Origin of the sequence: Actinopolymorpha alba DSM 45243 (assembly GCF_000373925.1) — a bacterium.
Lineage (GTDB): Bacteria > Actinomycetota > Actinomycetes > Propionibacteriales > Actinopolymorphaceae > Actinopolymorpha > Actinopolymorpha alba.
The window spans coordinates 69454-91403 of record NZ_KB892748.1; the positions used below are offsets into that span (position 1 = coordinate 69454).

19 protein-coding genes are annotated in these 21950 nt (G+C 68.9%); 8 read left to right on the top strand and 11 right to left on the bottom strand.

The genetic code is table 11. From position 1 onward, the window contains the following. Positions 1 to 166: 166 nt before the first annotated feature. The 4 genes from B141_RS0113675 to B141_RS48640 form a co-directional block, all read right to left on the bottom strand. Positions 167 to 2278, bottom strand: a complete 2112-nt coding sequence (locus B141_RS0113675) for a 3-hydroxyacyl-CoA dehydrogenase NAD-binding domain-containing protein (RefSeq protein ID WP_020575740.1) — start codon at positions 2276 to 2278, stop codon at positions 167 to 169. Next, positions 2275 to 3471, bottom strand: a complete 1197-nt coding sequence (locus B141_RS0113680) for a thiolase family protein (RefSeq protein WP_020575741.1) — start codon at positions 3469 to 3471, stop codon at positions 2275 to 2277. The genes B141_RS0113675 and B141_RS0113680 overlap by 4 nt, the downstream gene beginning before the upstream one ends. 100 nt (positions 3472 to 3571) lie before the next feature. After that, complete coding sequence (locus tag B141_RS0113685; RefSeq protein ID WP_020575742.1) at positions 3572 to 4273, bottom strand: DNA alkylation repair protein; 702 nt, start codon at positions 4271 to 4273, stop codon at positions 3572 to 3574. 65 nt (positions 4274 to 4338) lie between these two features. Continuing rightward, positions 4339 to 4743 (bottom strand): hypothetical protein, encoded by a 405-nt coding sequence (locus tag B141_RS48640; protein ID WP_020575743.1) that lies wholly within the window; start codon positions 4741 to 4743, stop codon positions 4339 to 4341. Between the two features lie 159 nt (positions 4744 to 4902). Here B141_RS48640 and B141_RS40505 point away from each other — a divergent pair, with 159 nt between their 5' ends. Beyond that, complete coding sequence (locus B141_RS40505; protein WP_020575744.1) at positions 4903 to 5547, top strand: maleylpyruvate isomerase family mycothiol-dependent enzyme; 645 nt, start codon at positions 4903 to 4905, stop codon at positions 5545 to 5547. Positions 5548 to 5601: 54 nt separating this feature from the next. On the opposite strand, the gene B141_RS0113700 is transcribed toward B141_RS40505, so the two are convergent. Together B141_RS0113700 and B141_RS0113705 are read right to left on the bottom strand one after the other, a co-directional pair. Beyond that, positions 5602 to 6849, bottom strand: a complete 1248-nt coding sequence (locus B141_RS0113700) for a ribonuclease D (protein ID WP_020575745.1) — start codon at positions 6847 to 6849, stop codon at positions 5602 to 5604. Then, positions 6846 to 7430: a DUF3000 domain-containing protein gene (locus B141_RS0113705; RefSeq protein WP_020575746.1), complete on the bottom strand. Its 585-nt coding sequence runs from the start codon at positions 7428 to 7430 to the stop codon at positions 6846 to 6848. The genes B141_RS0113700 and B141_RS0113705 overlap by 4 nt, the downstream gene beginning before the upstream one ends. 207 nt (positions 7431 to 7637) lie before the next feature. Here B141_RS0113705 and hemE point away from each other — a divergent pair, with 207 nt between their 5' ends. Next, positions 7638 to 8711, top strand: coding sequence for a uroporphyrinogen decarboxylase (gene hemE, locus B141_RS0113710; RefSeq protein ID WP_026257197.1), 1074 nt, complete (start codon positions 7638 to 7640; stop codon positions 8709 to 8711). Positions 8712 to 8892: 181 nt separating this feature from the next. Here hemE and B141_RS40510 read toward each other — a convergent pair whose 3' ends face one another. Next, positions 8893 to 9906: a DUF4349 domain-containing protein gene (locus B141_RS40510; protein WP_020575748.1), complete on the bottom strand. Its 1014-nt coding sequence runs from the start codon at positions 9904 to 9906 to the stop codon at positions 8893 to 8895. 191 nt (positions 9907 to 10097) lie between these two features. On the opposite strand from B141_RS40510, the gene hemG reads away from it, so the two are divergent. The 3 genes from hemG (at position 10098) to B141_RS0113730 (ending at position 12692) form a co-directional block, all read left to right on the top strand. Beyond that, complete coding sequence (hemG, locus tag B141_RS0113720) at positions 10098 to 11507, top strand: protoporphyrinogen oxidase (protein ID WP_020575749.1); 1410 nt, start codon at positions 10098 to 10100, stop codon at positions 11505 to 11507. After that, positions 11504 to 12229 (top strand): hydrogen peroxide-dependent heme synthase, encoded by a 726-nt coding sequence (gene hemQ / locus B141_RS0113725; RefSeq protein ID WP_020575750.1) that lies wholly within the window; start codon positions 11504 to 11506, stop codon positions 12227 to 12229. The genes hemG and hemQ overlap by 4 nt, the downstream gene beginning before the upstream one ends. A 70-nt stretch (positions 12230 to 12299) precedes the next feature. Continuing rightward, positions 12300 to 12692 (top strand): hypothetical protein, encoded by a 393-nt coding sequence (locus B141_RS0113730; protein ID WP_020575751.1) that lies wholly within the window; start codon positions 12300 to 12302, stop codon positions 12690 to 12692. Between the two features lie 32 nt (positions 12693 to 12724). Here the strand turns inward: B141_RS0113730 and msrB are convergent, their stop codons facing one another. After that, complete coding sequence (gene msrB / locus B141_RS0113735; protein ID WP_020575752.1) at positions 12725 to 13144, bottom strand: peptide-methionine (R)-S-oxide reductase MsrB; 420 nt, start codon at positions 13142 to 13144, stop codon at positions 12725 to 12727. 262 nt (positions 13145 to 13406) lie between these two features. Here msrB and B141_RS0113740 point away from each other — a divergent pair, with 262 nt between their 5' ends. After that, positions 13407 to 14642, top strand: a complete 1236-nt coding sequence (locus B141_RS0113740; protein ID WP_020575753.1) for an epoxide hydrolase family protein — start codon at positions 13407 to 13409, stop codon at positions 14640 to 14642. Between the two features lie 232 nt (positions 14643 to 14874). On the opposite strand, the gene B141_RS0113745 is transcribed toward B141_RS0113740, so the two are convergent. The 3 genes from B141_RS0113745 to B141_RS0113760 all read right to left on the bottom strand — a co-directional run bounded on the left by B141_RS0113745 (position 14875) and on the right by B141_RS0113760 (position 19288). Continuing rightward, positions 14875 to 15360, bottom strand: coding sequence for a pyridoxamine 5'-phosphate oxidase family protein (locus B141_RS0113745; RefSeq protein ID WP_020575754.1), 486 nt, complete (start codon positions 15358 to 15360; stop codon positions 14875 to 14877). A 484-nt stretch (positions 15361 to 15844) separates the two neighbouring features. Beyond that, positions 15845 to 16516 (bottom strand): Type 1 glutamine amidotransferase-like domain-containing protein, encoded by a 672-nt coding sequence (locus B141_RS0113750; protein ID WP_020575755.1) that lies wholly within the window; start codon positions 16514 to 16516, stop codon positions 15845 to 15847. Positions 16517 to 16819: 303 nt separating this feature from the next. Next, positions 16820 to 19288 carry a lamin tail domain-containing protein gene (locus tag B141_RS0113760; protein WP_202805766.1) on the bottom strand — a complete coding sequence of 823 codons (2469 nt, stop codon included), beginning with the start codon at positions 19286 to 19288 and terminating at the stop codon, positions 16820 to 16822. A 243-nt stretch (positions 19289 to 19531) separates the two neighbouring features. On the opposite strand from B141_RS0113760, the gene B141_RS0113765 reads away from it, so the two are divergent. Further along, positions 19532 to 19990 carry a WXG100 family type VII secretion target gene (locus B141_RS0113765; RefSeq protein ID WP_157180999.1) on the top strand — a complete coding sequence of 153 codons (459 nt, stop codon included), beginning with the start codon at positions 19532 to 19534 and terminating at the stop codon, positions 19988 to 19990. 12 nt (positions 19991 to 20002) lie between these two features. Next, positions 20003 to 21658, top strand: coding sequence for a WXG100 family type VII secretion target (locus tag B141_RS49240; RefSeq protein ID WP_020575759.1), 1656 nt, complete (start codon positions 20003 to 20005; stop codon positions 21656 to 21658). The last annotated feature ends 292 nt before the right edge of the window (positions 21659 to 21950 follow it).

The window sequence follows — 21950 nt, forward strand, 5'->3', positions numbered from 1 at the left end:
TATGCGGTTTTGGATACGTCCGCGATACACGGAATACCCGGCGGCGTAGCCCGGCACCTCGGCCCCGACCAGGGCCCGCAGCCGGCTGTCGACGTCGACGGCTAACCACCATTGATCAACTTCGTTCGAACGCTGGAGATGGCGGTGAACTCGGGTGGCGAGGTGGTCAGCCGGGGAGGCTGGCCACGCCGCGGGGCAGGAACCTGCGACCGGTGGCCTTCTCGGCGAGTCCGCTCCGGTCGAGGTACGGCGTGATCCCGCCGAGGTGGAACGGCCAGCCGGCCCCGAGGGCCATCGCCAGGTCGACGTCCTGGGCCTCGGCGACCACACCGTCGTCGAGCAGCCGGCGTACCTCGTCGGCCACCGCGGCCAGCGCCCGCTCCCGCACCTGCTCCGCGGTCGAGGCGTCGCTGCCCTGCTCCAGAAGGGCTTTCGTCTCGTCGTCAAGGAAGGGTTGCCCCTGTGCGTTCCACGACCACACTCCCGGCTTGCCAGCCGCCACCAGCCGTTGCAGGTTGGGGGAGACGTAGAACCGGTCCGGGAACGCCTCGTGCAGTGTCTCTGCCACATGGAGGGCGACGGCCGGACCGACGAGCTGCAGCAGGACGAACGGCGACATGGGCAGGCCGAGCGGCAGCACAGCCTGGTCGGCGACCTCCACCGGCGTACCTTCGTCGACGCACCTGGTCACCTCGGCCATGAACCTCGTCAGGATGCGGTTGACGACGAACGCGGGCGCGTCCCTGACCAGGATGGCGTTCTTCTTCAGCTCCTTCGCGACCGCGAACGCTGTGGCGAGGCTGGCGTCGTCGGTGCGTTCACCGCGGACGACCTCCAGCAGTGGCAGGATCGCCACCGGGTTGAAGAAGTGGAAGCCGACGACCCGCTCGGGATGGTTGAGCCGCGACGCCATGGTGGTGACGGACAACGACGAAGTGTTGGTCGCGAGCACGCACTCCGGCGAGACGATGCCCTCCAACTCGGCGAACACCTGCTGCTTGACCTTCATCTCCTCGAATACCGCCTCGAGGACGAAATCGCAGTCGGCGTAGACCTTCTTGTCGGTCGAACCAGTGACGAGGCCCTTGATCCGGTTCGCCTGGTCGGCGTTGATCCGCCCCTTGGCGAGGAGCTTGTCGATCTCCTCCCGGACGTACGCGAGCCCTCTCTCCACCCGCTCGTCGTCGAGGTCAGTGAGGACGACCGGCACCAGCAACCGGCGGGCGAACAGCAGCCCGAGTTGGCTCGCCATCAAGCCCGCGCCGACGATGCCGACCTTCGTGACCGAGCGGGCCAGCGACCTGTCAGGCACGCCGACCGGCTTCTTCGCCCGCCGCTGCACCAGGTCGAAGGCGTACAGCCCGGACCGGAACTCCTCGCTCATCAGCAGGTCGGCCAGCGCCTCGTCCTCCAGCGCGAAGCCATCAGCCTTGGTGCAGGTCTTCGCCGCGGCGATGATGTCGAGCGCGCGGTAGGGCGCGGGCGCGCCGCCGTGCACCTTGGCGTCAGCGAACGCCCGGCCACGCGCGACGGCCGCGTCCCATGCCTCACCGCGGTCGACCTCCGGCCGGCGTACCTCGATCGGGCCGGTCAACACCTGCGCCGCCCAGTTGATCGAGCGCTCGAGGAAGTCCGCACCCTCGAACGTCGCATCCGCGATCCCGAGCGGCTCGAGCTCGGGTCCGCGCAGCATCCGGTTGGTATTGAGGGCGTTCTCGATGATGACCTTCACCGCGCGGTCGGCGCCGATCAGGTTGGGCAGCAGCCAGGTGCCACCCCACCCGGGCAGGATGCCGAGGAAGCACTCGCTGAACGCCACCGCCGGCGTGGTGGCGAGGACGGTGCGGTAGGTGCAGTTGAGGACGACCTCGAGCCCGCCGCCGATCGCGAGGCCGTTGATGAACCCGAACGACGGCTTGCGCCCGTCATTGAGCTTGCCGAAGACCTGGTGGCCGTAGCGGGCGATCTCCAACGCCTGCTCGCGTTTGGTGATCCGGGGCATCCCCGAGATGTCCGCGCCCGCCGCGAGGATGAACGGCTTGCCGGTGATGCCGACCGCCACGACCTCGTCGCGGTTGAGGACCGACTCCAGTGCCGCGTCGAGTTCGGCCAGCCCCTTGGGCCCGAACGAGCTGGGCCGGGTGTGGTCGAGCCCGTTGTCGAGGGTGATCAGCGCCATCGTCCCCGCGCCGTACGGGAGTTCGACATCGCGGACGTGCGCGTGGGTGACCACCTCATCGGGGAAGATCTCGGCGTAGTCCTGTGCGAGCCCGTTCACTTTGCGCCCTCCCAGTGGGGGTTCTCCCAGATCACGCTGCCGCCCATGCCGATACCGACGCACATGGTGGTCAGGCCGTACCGCACGTCGGGCCGGTCCTCGAACTGCCTGGCCAGCTGGAGCATCAGGCGTACGCCGCTGGAGGCGAGCGGGTGGCCGACCGCGATCGCCCCGCCGTACGCGTTCATCCGCGGGTCGTCGTCGGCGATCCCGAAGTGGTCGGCGAACGCCAGCACCTGGACCGCGAACGCCTCGTTGATCTCGATCAGGTCGATGTCCGCGATTGTCAACCCGGCCTTGCTGAGTGCCTTCTCCGTGGCGGGGATGGGTCCGACACCCATCACCTCGGGTTCGACCCCGACGTACGCGTAGGAGACAAGCCGCATCCTGGGGGTGAGGCCAAGCTCCTTGGCGACGTCCTCGGCGGCGATCACGCAGGCGGTGGCGCCGTCGTTGAGGCCCGCCGCGTTGCCGGCCGTCACCCGGCCGTGCGGGCGGAACGGCGTGCGCAGGCCGGCCAGCCCTTCGACCGTGGTGTCGGGCCGCGGGGGCTCGTCGGCGGTGGCCAGGCCCCATCCGGCCTCGGTGCTGCGGGTGGCGACGGGCACCAGGTCGCGCTGGATCACCCCGTCGGCGTACGCCTTGGCGAGGCGCTGCTGGCTCGCGGCCGCGAACGCGTCGGCGCGTTCCTTGGTGAGCGAGGGGTAGCGGTCGTGGAGGTTCTCGGCCGTCGCTCCCATCACCAGGGCGGCCGGGTCGACCAGCTTCTCGGCGATGATCCGCGGGTTGGGGTCGACGCCCTCGCCCATCGGGTGGTGGCCCATGTGCTCGACACCACCGGCGATCGCGACGTCGTAGGCGCCGAAGGCGATCCCGGAGGCCGTGGTGGTCACGGCGGTCATCGCACCCGCGCACATCCGGTCGATCGCGTAGCCGGGGACGGTGCGGGGGAGTCCGGCGAGAAGCGCGGCGGTCCGGCCGATGGTCAGACCCTGGTCGCCCGTCTGGGTGGTCGCGGCGATCGCCACGTCGTCGACCCGCTCGGCCGGAAGGGTCGGGTTGCGGCGGAGAAGTTCGCGGATGCACTTGATGACCAGATCGTCAGCACGGGTCTCGGCGTACATCCCGCCCGCTTTACCGAACGGTGTGCGGACCCCGTCGACGAAAACGACATCACGAAGCTCACGGGGCACGGTCGCCCTCCTCGGTCCTGAGAACGTTCAGGCGCTGCTTGTCACCCGTAATGCTACTCGCTGGTAACTAAGCCGCGCGACCTGATCTGGTTGATCCGCGTCAGCGCAGGTGTTTGAGCGCTTCCCGGCGCGACAGCGGGGACAACTGATGCTCGTGCGCGTCGACGTAGCGGCGCACCCAATCCGGGTCGGTCCGGGCGTACTCCCGCAACGCCCAACCGATCGCCTTACGCAGGAAGAACTCCGGCCGGGTGAGGCTCGGGGCCAGACAGGCTTCGAGCAGCTGCGGGTCGGTCGCGGCCTTCGAGCCGAGCTGGGCGAGGATGGCGACCCGGCGCCGCCAGATGTCGTCGTCGTTCGCCCAGCGACGCAGGACCGGCGTCACCTGGTCGGGATCCGCCCGCAGGATGGGTCCGACCCGTTTGCTGGCCACCTCGTCGACGTAGTCCCACCAGGCACCGGTCACCGTCAGGTGGTCGTAGAGCGGGAGCGTCTCGCGATCCTGCCAGTCGCGGTAGCTACGGTGCCCGGTCAGGGCGATGGCGGCATAGCGTTCCTCGCGGTACGCGGCGCCGTCCCACAGGGCTCGCACCGTGGCGTCCCAGACCGCCCGGTCCGCAAGCGAGTGGGCCGCGAACACCTGCCGGCAGATCCGCGCGACGCCCGGCGACTGGACGCCGTGGAAGGGCATCGCCGACTTCATGTACGCCCGCATCGGCTCGGCCTTCTCCGGGTTGGCCGCCTCGCCCAACTCCCGGCGTACGTCGTCGATCAGCGACTGGTCAGGCGTGGGTGCGGACACGCCGTCGAGGGTAGGCCCGGCGCGTCGCCGAGCACCGCCCGGCCGGGCGGTGCTCGGCGACGGCGTCACGCTCGGGGGATGGGCACGAATCCGGAGGCGAAGGTGCCATCCTCGCGGGGTTCGTCGATGCTCAGGATCCGCGGCGGTGTGTCAGCCGAGGCGGTAACGACGATCCGGCAGCCGGTGGTGAGTCGAACGCCGTGCAGGACCTCGAAGCCGCGCAGGTCCTCAGCGGTGAGCTGGTAGGCCCGGGTGTAGCCGTCCGCACTGGTCACCGTGACCGCATGTTCGTCGAGCGCCGTGACGAACCCGTGCTGGAGCTCGACCACGACGTAGCCGCGCCGGACGTCCCGGATCGCGAAGGCGCCATGCAGCGGATAGAGGAGCGTGACCGGCGGGTCGGCGACTTCTGCGGCCGCATGCGCGATCGGCAGCGGCGTGGCGGAACGAACCTTTTGCAGCGACGTCATGGGACCGACAGTGCGGCAACGGCCTGAACGTCTGCTGAGCGACCGGTGGGAATCGGCTGAGAATCTCTCAGGCCTGTCTGGCAGGGTCGAACCGAGCGTGTGGGACGCTCATCCTCGCCGGACGCCACGACGGCCGTCCGGCGGACGGGAGGTCAGGAGATGGGCGGACCGGCGTACGCACGGGCGGACCTGCGGCGGTTCGCTCTGGCCGAGCGGGCGCGGGTGCGTGCCACGCTGGTGTCCTTGTCACCGGACCAGTGGGCGACTTCATCGCTGTGTGCCGGCTGGACCGTGCGCCACGTCGCCGGGCACGTCGCGTCCGCGATGCGGACCAGTGTCGGCGGGTTCCTCGCCGGGGCGGTGCGGGAGCGGTTCGACCTCGACCGGCTCAACGACCTGAACGCCCGCCGGATGGCCGCGTACCCCGACGACGCCTTGTTGGCGGCGTTCGAAGGCGACCGGATGAACCCACTGCACTGGCTCCTGCCCGGACTCCCGCTCCTCGACCTGGTGGTGCACCACCAGGACATCAGGCGGCCGCTCGGCCTCGAAACGGTGTTTCCGGGCGACCACCTGCGCGCCTGCCTCCAGCTGCTCACGACCTCGCGGTTGTTCGGGCGCCTTGCCCGGCAGGCGCCCGGGCACCGGCTGGTCGCCACCGACCTCGACTGGAGTTACGGAAGTGGAACGCCGGAGGTACGTGGACCGGCTGAGGCACTGCTCATGGCCTTGATGGACCGGCCCGTCGGGCCGGAGGAGCTGAGCGGTGTGGAGCTGCTGCGGGCCCCCCGAGGGGGCGAGTAAGAGGTCGCGCGGATAGGGGGCGCGACCTCCAAGTCCTCGCGACGCTCCGCGGGCTTACGGGGGTCCGGGGTGATGCGGCTCCAAGGCCGTGGCCAGCACCTCCGCGGTGAGCTCGATCTGCCAGCGCCGCGCACCGCGTACCCGCAACGCGGCCGAAACCGCCTCGGCGGTGGGTTCGGCCGGCGGGTCCCACGCCAGGCGGCGGACCGAGTCAGGCGCGAGGAGGTTCTCCAGCGGTAGGTGATGGTCCGCGGCCAGATCGTGGAGTGCGGTGCGGCAGGCGGCCAACCGTGCCGCCGCGGAGGGGTCACGATCGGCCCACGCACGGGCAGGTGGCGGGCCGTCGTAGGGCGCGGTGTGCTCGGGGAGTTCACTGTCGGAAACCTTGCGAGCCTGCTGCACTGCCGCCCACCACTGGTCGAGGTCGCGCCGGGTGGTGCGGGTGTCGAACTGCGGGATCGCCGCGAGCTGGCTTCGGGTCGCTGGCTTCGCACTGGCCGCGGCGATGATCGCCTGATCGCTGAGGACCCGTCCGGGGGACACGTCGCGACGTTCGGCCGCATTGTCACGGGCCAGCCAGAGCTCGCGCACGTAGGCGAGTTCGCGGCGGTTGCGGATGCGATGGATCCCGGAGGTGCGTCGCCAGGGCTCGCGCCGGGACTCTCGCGGAGGCTGGTCGGCCAGCGCCTCGAACTCCTGCGCGGCCCACTCCAGCTTCCCCGCCTCAACGAGCGAGTCGGACAACGCGTGGCGCAGGTCAACCAGGAGTTCGACGTCGAGCGCGGCGTAGACGAGCCAGGGCTCGGGAAGCGGCCGGGTCGACCAGTCGACGGCGGAATGTCCCTTCTCCAGGCTGTGGCCGAGGATCTCCTCGACCAACGCTCCCAACCCGACGCGTGGGTACGACAGCAACCGTCCGGCCAACTCGGTGTCGAAGAGCGTGCGGGGACGCAGGCCGAGTTCGGAGAGGCAGGGTAGGTCCTGACTGGCGGCGTGGAGCACCCACTCGGTGTCGGCGAGTACGGCGTCAAGCTCGCGAAGGTCAGGACACCGGACGGGATCGATCAGCGCGGTCCCGGCACCGGCCCGGCGAAGCTGGACAAGATAGGCACGGTGGGAGTAGCGGTAGCCCGAGGCACGCTCGGCATCGATCGCGACTGGACCGGTCCCGGCGGCGAAGGCCGCGATCGTCGCCTCCAGGGCGGCGGGGGTCTCGACGACGGGTGGGAGTCCGTCCCGCGGTCTCAACAGCGGTAGGGGCTCGCGGCGTACGGGGCCGGAAAGGGAAGTGGCGTCCGTCACCGGCTCCTCACCCGCCGGCCGGGGAGGGCGGCGACGCCAGCGGCCACCGGCGGCAACCCGGCGGCGGTGCACAGGAGGAGCCCCCACGCCTGCGTGTGCCTCCCGATCGCCTCGTCGAGGGGAGTCCAGGACGCCCGCAGCTCGATCTCGGCGCGCGCCGGCTCGTCGGCCATCCCACCGAAGCTCTCGGACGCGACCCGGGTCACGGTGCCGCTCAGCGCCGTGTAGAGCGCCTCCTCGGCGTCGAGGGCTTCGGTGAGCCAGGACCAGCCCACCGCACCAAGAAGCGGATCGGTGACCATCTCAGCCTCGATCTCCGCTCGAACGAACGCCACACACCGGAAGGTACCTTGCCAGGCCTCGTGCCCGTCGGGGTCATGGAGGAGGACCAGGCGACCCGTGGCGAGCTCAACGTCGTCGACCACGACGTCGGCGCTGACCGCCGCGGAAAAGGGCGCGACCCGCTTGGGTGCCGGTACCTCCTCACAGATGATCTCTGGACGTAGGTGCGCGGCACGCAATTCGCTCACTGCCCGTTGGAACACCTCGGGCGGGGCGTTCGGATCCCTGCGCGCGGCCACGCCCGAGAGACTACGTCCGACTGCCCCCTGGAGTCGGCTTGCGACGCGCCGACAATCTTGGTCAGTGCCCAGTCCGCCCGGGAAAACCTCAGCAAAGTCCGTGATATCGGACGCCTCGACCATGCTAGAAGGTCGCGCGGATCACCCAGCCGGGCCGGCGCGCCGGGTGTCCACCCGACCGCCTAGGCTTGCGAGGTTGTGGACACGATGATTGGGAATGACACCGCGAAGGCTTCGCACGACCAGCCCGCGCGTCCGCAGGACTCGGCGTTCCTGCGGGCCTGCCGCGGCGAGCCAGTGCCGCACACGCCGGTGTGGTTCATGCGGCAGGCCGGACGATCCCTGCCGGAGTACCACAAGGTGCGCCAGGGCATCCCGATGCTGGAGTCGTGCACCCGGCCGGACCTCGTCACCGAGATCACGTTGCAGCCGGTCCGAAGGTACGCCGTAGACGCCGCGATCTTCTACTCCGACATCATGGTGCCGCTCAAGGCGATCGGGCTGGACCTCGACATCGTCCCGGGTGTGGGACCTGTCGTCGCCAACCCCGTCCGGACCCTCACCGACCTCGACCCGATCCGTCCGCTCGAAGCCGCCGACGTTCCGTACGTCACCGAAGCTGTCCGTGAGCTGGTCCGCAACCTCGGCGGCACCCCTCTCATCGGTTTCACCGGAGCGCCGTTCACGCTGGCGTCCTACCTGGTCGAGGGTGGGCCGAGCCGCGATCACGTGGCCACGAAGGCGCTGATGTACGGCGCTCCCGACGTCTGGCACGCGCTGCTGTCCCGCCTGGCCGGCATCTCCTCCGCCTTCCTCCGGGTCCAGGTCGAGGCCGGCGCGTCCGCGGTCCAGCTGTTCGACTCCTGGGCGGGCGCGCTCGCCCCAGCCGACTACGAGACGTACGTCCGACCCCACTCGCAGGCCGTGCTGGAGGAGGTGGGGCGGCTCGGCGTCCCACGCATCCACTTCGGGGTCGGTACTGGCGAGTTGCTCCCGCAGATGGCCGCCGCCGGAGCGGATGTGGTGGGAATCGACTGGCGGGTTCCCCTCAGCGCGGGCATCGACCGGGTGGCGGGCCGCGCGGTCCAGGGCAACCTCGACCCCGCGCTGGTCTTCGCCCCCTGGGAGGTCGTCGCCGAGAAGGCCCGCGCCATCCTGGCGGACGGGATGCGGGCTCCCGGCCACATCTTCAACCTCGGCCACGGCGTACTCCCGCAGACCGACCCTGACATGCTGGCCCGCCTCGTGGAGTTCGTGCACACCGAGAGCGCCCGGCACTGAGCCTCGCCGCCCGTACCCGTGCGTCCTGGCGGGGCCCCAAATGATCACGTAAACGTGGCTAGTGCATGCCTTGCGGGGTGTCGATGCCATGCGAGGCGGGTTCCCGCCACGTTTACGTGGTCATTTGGGCCGGCGCCGCGCCCACAGATGTGGGCTAACAGGTCGCGCGACCTCTGCCTCGCTAGCTGCCCGGTGGCGTCTCAACCGCTGGCGTACCCCTGCGGGCGCGGGCCCGGAAGTAACGCCAACCCGGCACGCCGAGGATGAGCGCGAGAACGAGCAGGAACGGCAGCAGCGCGCCCAGGGCCGTCAGCAGGAACTGCACGACGGTCACGAACGCGTTCCAGCCCGATCGCAGGCCGGCGAGGAACCCACTGTCCGTCTGCTCGTCGTCCAAGGGTTCGGCGGCACGGGGAGGGCTCTGGAAGGTGACCCGGATTGTCGACAGCGCGGCCTGCGAACTCAGGGCGGCGTACCTGCTCTGCAGGGCTTCGAGGTCCGCCTCACGGGTGGCGAGCTCGGATTCGACCTGCATCACTTCGCCCACGGTGTTGGCCTCGGCCAGCAACGCCCGGAGACGTTCGATGCTCTTCTTCTGGCTGGTGATCCGGCTCTCGACGTCGACGACTTCCTCGGTGACGTCAGTGGCTTCCTTCTTGTCGGAGAGGACGGTGCCGAGCTGCTGGAGTTGGCGGGTGATCCGGTCGAACTCCTCGACGGGCACCCGCAAGACCAGGTTGACGCTGGTGGTTTCGGTCCTTTCTGTGTCTGGATCCGTGGCGCTCTGCTGATTGGCGACATAGCCGTCGACGCCCGCCACCAGGCTGGCGGCACGATCGGTAGCGGTCCGGACGTTCTTCGTGCGGATCAGGAGGTCGGCGGTGCGGACGATGGAGCGCGTCGTGACCTTGGCGCGGGCGAGGGTCGTACCGTTCGAGGACGTCCGTTCGCCGCTCTTGCCGGCGTCGGCGTCACCGCGGGCGGACTCCGTGGACGTGTCGGCCTTCTGTGGCGAGGAATCGGCCTTCTCCTGCAACGCACTAGCGGGCGGCGCCGGCTGGACGGCGCCCCCGCCAGACTCTGAGCTGGTCGAGTCGGTGCCCGGACCCGAACAACCGGCCAGGACGGCGGCGACGGCGACCACCGCCGCGGCGAGCGGTGCCCGGAGGCGGGGTGGGCGTGCTGCTTCGGTCATGGCGGCACCCTTGGGGGACGTGGAACCCGGACGTTCGTACGCGGTGCGAAATCCTGCGGCGGCGTTCGTGGAACGCTGATCGTGAAGCGTCGTTCGTGCGATGTGGACGCCGCACGGTCCGTGCGAGGTTGCCTGAGATCGTTTCCGTGCCCCGAGTCCCGGCCACTGAGGGCCTCTGCGAAGGTGGACCCATGCGCCAGATCGTGGTCATCGGTGGGGGAATCGCGGGTGTTGCCGCCGCGTGGTTCCTGCGCCAGGTGGGCGGATCGCAGGTCGAGGTCACCATCCTGGAGGGCTCGCCGCGGCTTGGCGGCAAGCTGGCGACGGTCGAGCTCGCCGGCGTACCCGTCGACACCGGCGCCGAAGCGATGCTCAACCGGCGGCCCGAAGCGGTCGAGCTGGCTCGCGCGGTGGGGCTTGCCGACGACCTCCGGTACGCCGCGACGACCTCGGCCGGCCTCTGGACCCGGGGTGCGCTCCGTCCCGTTCCCGCCGGCACGGTGCTGGGTGTGCCCGCCGACCTCGACGCGCTGGCGGAGTGCGGGGTGCTGTCGGCGGACGGGCTGGCCCGGGTGGCCCGCGAGCCCGAGGTCCCCGGCGCGGTCGTCGAGGACGACGTCGCGATCGGGAAGTACGCCGCCGAGCGCCTTGGCCCGGAGATCGTCGACCGGGTGATCGAGCCGCTGCTCGGCGGTGTCTACGCCGGCCACGCGAACGAACTCTCGTTGCAGGCGACAGTTCCGCAGCTCGCGCCGTACCTCCGCGACGACCCGTCGATGGTCCACGCCGCCCAGCAGGCGAAGGCCGCCGCGCCCACCTCCGATGCTCCCGTCTTCGCCGGACTCGACCGGGGTGTCGGCGGTTTGGTCCCCGCGGTCGCCCGCGCCTCCGGAGCGCGGGTGCGGACGGACGCGACCGTGCGCGAACTCCGGCGTACGCCGACCGGCTGGCAGCTCGTCGTCGGGCCGACCCGGGCACCCGAGCTCGTCGAGGCGGACGCCGTAGTGATCGCCTGTCCCGCCCGGCCGGCCAGCCGCCTGCTCGCCGACGTCGCGCCGGCGGTGGCCGCGGACCTGGCGGGCATCGAGTACGCCAGCATGGCGACGATCGCGCTCGCGTACCCCGCGACGGCGGTGCCCGACTCGCTGCCCGGCTCGGGCTTCCTCGTACCCCCGGTCGAGGGGCGGTTGATCAAGGCCGCGACGTTCTCGTCACAGAAGTGGGGCTGGCTCGCCGAACGCGCGCCGGGGACGCTGATCGCGCGCTGCTCGGTCGGGCGGCACGGCGAGGAAGCCGACCTCCAGCGCGACGATCGAGACCTCGTCGCCGGAGCGGTCGCGGACCTGCACGCCGTGACCGGAATCGAGGGCCCGCCGCTGGACAGCCACGTCGCCCGCTGGGGTGGAGCTCTCCCGCAGTACGCCGTCGGGCACCGGGCGCGGGTGGCCCGGATCCGGACCGGCATCGCCGGCCACCCGGGCCTTGCCCTCGCCGGCGCGGCCTACGACGGGGTCGGCATACCCGCGTGCATCGCGAGCGCACGCCTGGCCGCCACCCAGGTGCTCGCGCCGTGGTCCGACCCGGAGAGAATGACCACATGACGGATCCGAACCCGCACACCTCCGGACCCAGCACCCGCCCCAAGGCGCGCGACCTCAACCAGGTGATCCGCTACACCATGTGGTCGGTGTTTCGCCTGCGCGAGCCGCTGGGCGATCGCGACCGGGCACCGCTCGCCGACGAGGTGGCGGAGCTGTTCGGCCAGCTGGAGCAGAAGGACGTCGTGATCCGTGGCACCTACGACGTCTCAGGGCTTCGCGCCGACGCCGACCTGCTGATCTGGTGGCACGCGCCCGACTCCGACGACCTGCAGGAGGCGTACAACCGCTTCCGGCGTACGGCGTTCGGTCGCCGTCTCGACCCGGTGTGGTCCCAGCTGGCTCTGCACCGGCCGGCGGAGTTCAACAAGAGCCACATTCCGGCCTTCCTCGCGGAGGAGGAGCCGCGTAGGTACGTCTGCGTTTATCCCTTTGTCCGGTCGTTCGAGTGGTATCTCCTGCCGGACGAGGAACGCCGCGCGATGCTCGCCGAGCACGGCATGATGGCGCGCGAATACCCTGACGTGCGGGCCAACACCGTGGCGTCGTTCGCGCTCGGCGACTACGAATGGATGCTGGCCTTCGAGGCGGACGAGCTTCACCGCATCACCGATCTCATGCGGCACCTGCGCGGGGCGAAGGCGCGCCTGCACACCCGGGAGGAGACGCCGTTCTTCACCGGGCGCCGCAAGCCGATCGCCGACATCGTGGCGCTGCTGCCCTGACCGGGCGTGGCGTTAGTTTGCCCTGACCGGCTGGCGGCCCGGCCGCCTCGTGGAGGAAGGGAGTTCCCGCGTGAGTTGGCTGCGGAAGGTCTTTGGCGGCAAGGACGACCTGGCCCCCGCGGCGCCGGTGTCGCTGGACATCGAGCAGCGCAGGGCCCAGCTGCTTGAGTTGGAACGCGTCCTCGACCGGCTGGTCGAGCTGATGAAGAGCAACGAGCAGCGGATGTCCAACCCGGCCTGGCGGGAACGGATGGCGGAGTACCGCCGGCTCTCGGGGGAGTCGTACCGCCTGCGTTCGGGCGGGTTCACCCGGGAGCAGATCCTCGACCTGGCGTTCGAGATCCGCCCGGTGTTCACGGGGGAGCTACCCGACGACGTCCGCGCGGTGGAGCCGCTCCAGGCGGAGCTCCTCACGGCCGCCGAGGCGCTGCAGGGAGTGCTGCCGAGCGAGCGTTCCTCCTAGGAGGTCGCGCACGTCGACGGACCACGGACGGCTCAACGCCCCGGCTGGGCCTCGTCGGGTTCAAGGGTCAGCGAGATCGAGTTGATGCAGTAGCGAAGGTCCGTCGGCGTGCCGTAACCCTCGCCTTCGAAGACGTGCCCCAGGTGGGAGTCACAGGCCGCGCACCGCACCTCGACCCGTGTCGTGCCGAGTGAGCGGTCCTCCAACAGGCGTACGCGATCCTCGGCAAGCGGCGACCAGAACGACGGCCAGCCACAGTGGCTGTCGAACTTCGTGTCGCTGCGGAAGAGCTCGGCGCCGCAGGCCCGGCAGCGGTAGACGCCGACGGTCTTGGTCTCGACGTACTCCCCGGACCACGGGCGTTCGGTGCCGGCCTCGCGAAGTATGTGGTATTCGTCCGGCGAGAGCGTCGCACGCCACTCGGCGTCGGTCTTCTGAACTTTCTCGGGCATACCCTCGACCTTAGGAGGTAGCGCAAAGTAGGCCCCGGGGTCCCCTGGCTCTGTGGCGCGGGGCGTGCCCGGGGCGGAGGTGGAAACGTCCCATCGTCAGAGCCGTTGAGTGTCCGCGCCGGGTGCCAAGGTGGTCGAGTCGCGGCGAAGGGAGCGCATCGGTCGCCTGGCTGCCCGCGCTCCTTGAAATGGTCCGGCTCGCCGCCGAACCAGCCAACAGGCCGACGACGCCGCTTCCGCTTACCCGACAAGGAACCACGCCATGTCCATCTCGCACGGCTTCCCCTTGGAGCCCACTCCGATCCATGTGTCCGGCGAGGTTCTCGATGACCTGCGTGCCCGTCTCACATTGACCCGTCCGCCGTTGGATGAGGGCAATGGGGACTGGTCCTACGGCGTCCCTGACAGCTATCTGCGTGAGCTGGTCGCCTACTGGGGGGACGGCTACGACTGGCGCGACGCCGAGGCTGCCATCAACGTCTACGAGCACTACCAGGTGAGCGTTGCCGGTGTCCCGGTGCACTTCATGCGCAAGCCCGGTCGCGGCCCCCGTCCGATCCCGTTGATCCTCACCCACGGCTGGCCGTGGACGTTCTGGCACTGGTCGAAGGTGATCGACCCGCTCGCCGACCCGGCCGCGTTCGGTGGTGACCCCGCCGACGCGTTCGATGTCATCGTGCCGTCTCTGCCCGGCTTCGGTTTCCCCGGCCCGCTCACCGGCTTTCCGGACGTCAACTTCTGGAAGGTCTCCGACCTCTGGCACACCCTGATGACCCAGACCCTGGGGTACGAGAAGTATGCCGCCGGGGGCTGCGACATCGGCGGGATCGTCTCCACCCAGCTCGGCCACAAGTACGCCGACGAGCTGTACGGCATCCACATCGGCTCCGGGTTGCCGCTCGACTTCTTCACCGGCCCCCGCGCCTGGGACTTCGCCCGGAATCGGCCCCTCACCGACGACCAGCCCGCCGATATCCGCGCCCGCATCATCGAGCTGGACCACCGCTTCGCGTGCCACCTCGCCGTGCACATGCTCGACGGCGCCACCCTGGCCCACGGGCTGAGCGACTCACCCGCCGGGCTGCTCGCCTGGCTGCTGGAGCGCTGGAACGCCTGGAGCGACAACGGCGGCGACGTCGAGTCCGTCTTCACCAAGGACGACCTGCTCACCCACGCCACGATCTACTGGGTGAACAACTCCATCGCCACGTCGATGCGCTACTACGCCAACGCCAACCGCTACCCCTGGGTCCCCGCCCACGACCGCACCCCGGTCGTGCAGGCCCCGGTCGGCCTCACCTTCGTCACGTACGAGAACCCGCCCGGCATCCACACCGCCACCGAGCGCGTCCAGGCGTTCAAGGCCGGCCCGCAGGGCGACTGGTTCAACCACGTCAACGTCAACGCCCACGACCACGGCGGCCACTTCATCCCCTGGGAGAACCCCGACGCCTGGGTGAACGACCTGCGCCGCACTTTTCACGGCCGCAGGCCCTGAACGACCTCCGCGGACTCGTCTGGTGACGGGCCGTCAATCCCTGGAACCGTGGAGCCGCTGATCGCATCGAGGACGTCCGCGAGCGGCTCCGTGACCCGGCTGCCGCCCGCGACATCCTCGACCTCGACGGCTTCCAGCCCCGAGCCCCGGAGGTCATCCTCAACACAACCGGAGCCCGTGAGCTGATCGACAACCTCACGGTCACGCGCTCGAAGTCTCCGTGGCGACGCGGTCAGCTCGACTTCCTGGCGAGTTCGGCGAGGAACTGCGGCATTCGGCCGGCACCGAAGTCGTAGAACCGTGCCCACTGCGGCTCGACCGCGATACGCGCCATCTGGTCGTACATAGCCCGGCAGTTCCGCTCGAACTCGGCCGCGTACTCGGCGTCGAAGTTCTTGCGCGCGGCCGCGAGGTACTCCGGAACCACCCCGTCGACGATGGTGAGGTGCACGACGCCGCGCACCGACAGTGACTTGGCCGAGCCGGGGCTGTCGCCGGCGTCGATGCTCAGGGCAACCTCGGGGCGGGCGGCCAGCGCTCTTACCTTGGGCGCCGTGGCCGCGGTGGACATGACGATCTCGTCGCCGGTCCAGAAGATCCCGATCGGGATGGCGCGTGGCCGCCCGTCGAGTCCGTTGTATGCCAGCCGCGCCATTGACGCCTGGCTCAACAGCTCGTGGGCGTCGGCCAGCTCCTGTGCGATCTGCTTGGGGTCCATGACTTGTCGTCCTCTACTGTCGCGCGGCCGCTCGTGGCCGCCATGTCCCTGGGACGGAGACGCCGCCACGTTCTCGACACCCGCGGCCGAATCGCCGTCTACTCGCCTGCGTGGTGGTCGTCAGTTTCATGGGCTCGTTCATCCTCGCCGGGTTTCGTCGTCGTTCGACTCGACCGGACCGCGGCTCCGGCGGGCAAGGCGCACGAGACTGCTGGCCGGAATCCTGGGAAACGTGTCGCACAGCCATGAACGCGCCGCTGTCGCCCGAGCAGCTGGGCATCGGCGGCCGCCAGTGCGCTGACCGCAAGGGTTCGCGCACCGGTACTTCCGGAATTGCCCGTTGGGGTCCGGCGCCGGCGATCCGCCCGGGCGGCCTCATCGGGCACTCACGGTCAGCCAGCCACTCACCAAGATCAACGGAACAGTTGTTCTTGCGTGGCGCGGGAGGGCGGGCGCCTTGCTCACTCGCGGTTGGCGTCGGCGGCTAGGAGGGAAAGTGCTTCCAGTGCCCCTCGGAGACGACTTCGACGGTGCCGTCGGTCACCTTGATGGCGGTGTCGTCGTCGATCGCGTACGCCGGACCTGGGATGCCGGCCGCCCATTGTTCCGCCTCGGCCATGGAGTTGCCCGGCATGCCCTCCTGAGCCAGGTGTGGACAGATCGAGAAGTCAACGATGCCCAGCGTGCTGTCGTCACCGGTCGGCTGTTTCCACTGGACGAAGTCCTCCCCGATCCTGGGGGTCATCACCATGCTCCCGGCGCTCAGTCCCACCCAGACCGTCTCGCTCAGCGACGGAAGCAGGTCCGCCAGCCCGGACTGCCGCATCCAGTGGCACAGGTACAGGGCATCGCCGCCCGCCACCAGCAGGACGTCGGTCTCCCGGACCAGGGGCACCCAGCGCTCTTCATCGATGCTGGGCAGCGCGGTGAGCTCCAGCACGCCGACCGACTTCCAGCCCAGGTCGACCATGGGAAGGTCGGAATTTCCACTGATGAACCGCCAGGCCCCAACGCCGGGGCCGACCATAGGGTGCCCGTACTGCGCGGTGGGGATGCACAGGGCGCTCGAGTCGGCGATCGGCTTGCCCAGGAGATCGACCAGCGCGTTGTGGATGCTGGCGTTCTTGACGCCAGCGGACGTGAGAAGAAGCCTCAAGATGCCTCCCGATTCGAGTGCGATGGAACGATCTGACGTATAGACCTGGGAGCACCGCGAGACTCATCGCTGTTGTTGACCATCCGATCGTACTGCTGCGCGATCAACTCCCAGCGGATCGGACGCGTCAGCGAGGTGCCGAGCCGGGCCGACCGCGGCCTCCGCCAGCCTGAAGAGAATGCCCTCCTTGCCGCGGACCTTCTTCAGCTCCGGCGTCAGCTGCTTCTCCGGCACCGGGCTGCCGCCACCGTACGAGCGACGGGGCGGCAGCCCGGCGACGGACTCCGCGGGATCAGCGACAGATCACGGCGCCAGCCGGACGACCTGCGGATCGTGGTCGCTCACCTGGTCGGCGAACTCCGCGTTCACGTGCACGATGTCGTACCCACGCACCTTGCTTCCTGGCGACTGCAAGCCCGAGCCCAGCAGACCGGGGCTCACGAGGATCTGGTCGAGCACCTGGGAGTTGCCGTCAAAGACGTAGGAGTACCGCTCGTTCTCCGGCAGGAGCGTCGGCAGGCTGGTAAGGACCTTGCTGTCCTCGAGGGTCAACGTGGTCCGCGAGAACTCGAAGTCGTTGATGTCTCCAGCGACCACGACGTTGGCGTCCTTCTGTACGGCGAGGATCTTGGCCACGAAGTCGTGCACGAGCTTGGCCTGCGCGGCCCGCTGGGTTTCGGACGAGCGCACCGGCGGCTGCCAGCGACCCATGATGGGTTCGTCGCCGCCCTTGGAATTGAAGTGGTTCGCGATCACGAAGAACGTCTTGCCGTGATAGGTGAACTCGCCTGCCAGCGGCTTACGCGAACTCCGCCACGCTGAGTCCAGTGGAGCGATCCGCCCGGGTGAGAGCGTGAGCGCGGCCCGACCAGCCTTGCCCTTCTGCAGGTCAGTCGGCGTGGTTGCGTCACCACCAGGCCGGTCGACGAAGGCCACACCCCGGTCGGTCCGGAAGAGGAACGCGACGCGGATGTTCCCGGTCGGCTCGCCGCCGTCGGTGAGGTTCTCCGGGGAGATCTGTCGCCATTGGTACGCCGGTCCGCCGGCCGCACGGATCGCCGCGACGAGCTTGGCGAGGGTCTTGTCGGCGTCGACCACCCCGTCGGCAGTGCAGGTCGACGACGGCCCGTTGGGGCACTCGGCACCGGTGTTGTCCTGCACCTCCTCCAGCGCGAGCACGTCCGGCGCCGCGAGGTTGCGGACGATCGTGCCGGCCAGCTGGTCGAACTTCTCCTGAGGATCGGTCGGGTCGAGGTTCTCGACGTTGAACGTCGCGACAGCCAGCTCGTTGGGGCGCGGTGCTGTCGTGATTTCCTTCCGCAGGCCGCCCGAACGGACAGTGGGTACGGCGGTGGGGAACATGCGGAACATGCCGAAGTTGTAGGAGAGTGGCCCGCTCACCGAACCCACCAGGCTGTCGCCGACGTTCGCGGTCGGCATCTTCTGGTAGATGACCTCGTCGTCGACGGTGATCCGCTGGGTGTTGGGCGTCGTGTAGGAGCCGTAGCGCACACCGTTCGCCCGCGTACGGGGGAGCCCCTTGGTGCCGCCGGGCACGACCGCCATCTCGCCGTACTGGTTGCTCGGCCCGACGACCTCGGCGTCCTTGACCTCGACGAGCATGCCCTCAAGGCTTTCGTAGAAGTCGACCGCATCCCTGTCAGGGCGGAACTCTCCCGCGGCCTCCACGTCGATCCGGGTGGTGGAGCTGTCGGCGTTCTGGGCCGGCGCGACCCGGCCGCCCGGCCCGATGACGACCGGCTTGGGCATCGGAAGCCCCTGGTCGAGCACCGCGAAGGTGGAGTTCTCGATTTCGGTGCCGCTGAGGTTCGGGCCCGTCTTGCTGCTGGGGCGGTATTCGTTGACGGTCCCCGTCACCTTGACCGCCTGACCAACCTCGGGCTTACCGCCCGCGGCACCGGTGAACACGTAGACACCGTCGGAGGTCGCGTCGTTGCCGTCACCCTCGGGGTCCTGGATCCAGTACCCGTCGAACTTCTTGGCCGTCACGACCCCTGTCGTCGCGACCAGCTTGCCGGCGTACGGCGAGAGGTGGCCCTGGCCCTGGATGGCGGGGATGGTCGCGTCCTCCGGCTGCGGCGCTGGGTCACCGCCACCGCCGTCACCGTTGGAGGAAGTCGGCGTCGGAGCACCAGCGGTGAAGTCGGCGGCATTGTTGTCGGTGTCGGGGCTGTCGTCGCGGGCGGCGGAGGTGGCGTTGGTGGTGGCCGGTGCGGGCTGGCCCTCGAAGTCGTTCGCCGCGCCGTACCCCACGAAGTCGATGACGGCGGGGTCGTTCGCGCAGGTGAGGCCGCACGTCAACACGGTCGTCGACCTGACCAGGGCGACCTTGCCGGCGGTGCCGGACATGTTGATGGCGCTGCTGCTGAGGTCAGGTGTCGGCAGCGGCTGGCCCGTGCCCGACCCGGCGGCGAGCTGGATCAGGAACGTCGCACCGGGCGCGACGCTGCCCTGCAGGTTGACCTTGAGGTTTCCAGAACCCGGCGTAGTGCCACCGCCGAGATTGCCGGTCGCGGCGCCGTACTGCAGTGAGAGCCCGTCGAGGCTGACCGGCGCGGTGCCGCGGTTGGCGAGCTCGACGAAGTCGTTGGTGAAGGGGGCACCCGAGTTCCCGCCGCCACCGTAGACCTCGTTGATGAGGAGATCAGGTGATGCGGCAGTCGCGGACGTAGTTGCTAGAGTGAGGCCGGCAACACCGAGGGTGACTGTGACACCCGCGGTGGCCATCCTTCGGAGACGTGGACGTGCCATCGATCGGACTCCATGGTGCGGTAGGAAAGTGCTCGGGCGTTCCTACCATTGCCATCCGTCCCGTGAGAAGCGTTCTGGTTAACAGCGAGTTATCCACAAGCTGGGCGGGTGGACGTGCGCCCCGATGATCCGTTCGCGTACCGTTGTGCCCAGAATCGCAGGACAGGCCGGCTGGATGCATCTGGCTCGCCTCCTTGCTTGCTGACGGTGACACCCGAACCTTGACGAGAACGGGGAGTGGCGATGGCCGCTGGGGATGCTCAGATCGATCCGGAAGACCTGGACTACTTCGCCAGGCGCATGGACCAGCTTGCCGATGATCTTGCTGACCCGCAGCGCCCGGTGTCCAAGCTCATCAAGTCGAATGCGAACCACGGCGGCGTCATCGATTTCCCCTGCCCCGGAGTGTTCGCTTCCGGACAGGCATTCACCGATGCGTACGTCGGGAAGATCAACGAGATGGCGGGCGGCTTCCAGCAACTCGAAGGTCTCTTGCGTTCACTTGGCGAAGCGACGCGGTCCGTTGCGAAGAAGTATCGGACGACCGAGGAGTACAACCGCGCGACGTCGGAGGAGATCGAGGCTTTGGTTGGAGGCACTGCCCCACCCAGCGGAAACCAGAACCCCGGTTCGCAGAACTCTGGAAACCAGAACAACGGGACGCCGGGCGACCAAAACGGCAACGTGCCGCAGCCGGAGTGAGGAGACTGAGCTGTGACTGAACGCGGGGAAGACCTGGCTCAGCAGAAACACCTTGCGATTTTGTTCTATCTCAGACAGAACACACTCCGCAACGTGTATGAGCCAAAAAATCTTGACGAGTTCGACCGGATTCACTTCCCCTGGCCAGCGACATTTTCGAATGCCGGTGACCTCTGGGGGGATGCGGCGGAGCAGGTCGGCGGGGCCGAGAGTATCGCCGATGCGATGAAGAAGGAACTCGACAAGGTTCTCGAGGTGTGGAAGGGCGAGGCCGCCGACGCCTTCGCGGAGAAGGTCACCGAAGTGATCTTCTATGCCTATCAGTTGGCGAAGACCTGTGACACCACGATCGAAGTGCCTCCCCAAGTGGACTCCACGGATTCTCTCGAGCGTAACGAGACGGCGGATCTGACGGAGGGATACAAACAGGTCCTCTACCGACTCAAGGGTAACGTCGAATCCGCCCTGGAATACGGTAACAGCCCCAACCTCCCCTGGGTTGGCGACGATCGTAAGGGCAAGGACTACGAGCTGAAGCTCGAACCATGCCAGCCGGGCATGTTCGGAATCTCTTATCAGTTCAAAAAGAACGGTGAGGATGCCGACATGCCCAAACGCGGGAGTGGTGGCCCGGTTCCTGAATCCTCCATGTGGCGGCACTACGAAAGCGCTGGAATCGAGACGCAGGAGTTCAGCGGGAACGACTCGGACCGGGGGTACTACTACGGCTCCGTCGTCCATGTCTTCCTTCCCAAGAATGACTGGGACTGGCACCGGTTCTATATCTACTCGGAGTTCAACAAGTCCCAGGAAGAAAAGTGCAAAGGGACCGCCACCGCCCTGAACGAGGACTACAGCAAGGGCGGCCAGGACATGCCGAGCCCGCCCAAGAAGATTCCCCAGGTCGGGGGGACTGGCAACGACAACGGACCTGGCGGGCCAGGAGGACCTGGCGGCCCGCAGGTACCTTCCGGACCAGACGGCCCCGGCCCAACCCCGCCCGTCCCTCAGGGGCCGGATGGGCCAAAGCTTCCTGATGGGCCGGACGGACCCAACGGCCCAGACGGACCCAACGTCCCGGACGGCCCGGATGGCCCTGACGGACCCAACGGCCCGGACGGCCCGCAGGGACCTCATGACAAGTACCCCGACGATCCCAATGACTTCCCGCGTTTGCCGGACCGCGACGGCGACGGGATTCCGGACGACCGGGATCCGTTCCCCGACGACCCGGACCACAACGGAGACGGGATCCCCGACGGCCAGGACTGGCCGGGTGGTCCGGGTGGTCCGAGCGGCCCTGGCGACGTCGACACCGGCACCGAAACTGCCCGCGCGGGCAACCTTCCAGGCGGTGGCGGTCCAGGCTCAGGCGGTATCGCTGGCGCAGGGGGTGTGAGCGGTCCTGGCACTGGCGCAAGCACTGGCGCTGGTCCCGCGGGTGCTGGCGTTGCAGGCGGTCCTGGCACTGCAGGCATGGGAGCGGCAGGCGCCGGCGCTATGCGTGGTCCAGGCATGGGCGGCGGCATGATGCCCATGATGGGCGGCGGTATGGGGGGCCAGGACGGCGGTGAGCAACAGCAGCGCAACACCTGGCTCGATGAGGACGAGGACGTCTGGGGCACCGACGACGATGCTCCACCACCGGTGATTGGCGGCGGCATCTAGACGTCGCGCTAACGCTACATCGACATAATTGAGCGGAGGCCGGTCGTTCGACCGGCCTCCGCTCAATTATGTCGATGTAGCTGAGTCTGGATCGGCGTCAGCGCCGCCGGGTCGCACCTTAGGGAAGTTCAGGACGCGTCTTGGAACGGAACCCCAAAAAAGTGAGCCCATAGCACGCCAAGCACAATCAGCAGGGCCACGACGGCAATGATGACGCCGATAATCAGGCCTGGACGCCGAGGTCGGCGCGGGGGCGTCGGAGGTTTCGCGGATGCTCCGGGTGGCGGTGCGC

Coding starts and splice junctions, on each gene's coding strand:
- B141_RS0113760 (WP_202805766.1), bottom strand. CDS start 19,288: ATGGCACGTCCACGTCTCCGAAGGATGGCCACCGCGGGTGTCACAGTC.
- B141_RS0113745 (WP_020575754.1), bottom strand. CDS start 15,360: ATGGACCCCAAGCAGATCGCACAGGAGCTGGCCGACGCCCACGAGCTG.
- B141_RS0113765 (WP_157180999.1), top strand. CDS start 19,532: ATGGCCGCTGGGGATGCTCAGATCGATCCGGAAGACCTGGACTACTTC.
- B141_RS0113740 (WP_020575753.1), top strand. CDS start 13,407: ATGTCCATCTCGCACGGCTTCCCCTTGGAGCCCACTCCGATCCATGTG.
- hemE (WP_026257197.1), top strand. CDS start 7,638: ATGATTGGGAATGACACCGCGAAGGCTTCGCACGACCAGCCCGCGCGT.
- hemQ (WP_020575750.1), top strand. CDS start 11,504: ATGACGGATCCGAACCCGCACACCTCCGGACCCAGCACCCGCCCCAAG.
- msrB (WP_020575752.1), bottom strand. CDS start 13,144: ATGCCCGAGAAAGTTCAGAAGACCGACGCCGAGTGGCGTGCGACGCTC.
- hemG (WP_020575749.1), top strand. CDS start 10,098: ATGCGCCAGATCGTGGTCATCGGTGGGGGAATCGCGGGTGTTGCCGCC.
- B141_RS40505 (WP_020575744.1), top strand. CDS start 4,903: ATGGGCGGACCGGCGTACGCACGGGCGGACCTGCGGCGGTTCGCTCTG.
- B141_RS48640 (WP_020575743.1), bottom strand. CDS start 4,743: ATGACGTCGCTGCAAAAGGTTCGTTCCGCCACGCCGCTGCCGATCGCG.
- B141_RS40510 (WP_020575748.1), bottom strand. CDS start 9,906: ATGACCGAAGCAGCACGCCCACCCCGCCTCCGGGCACCGCTCGCCGCG.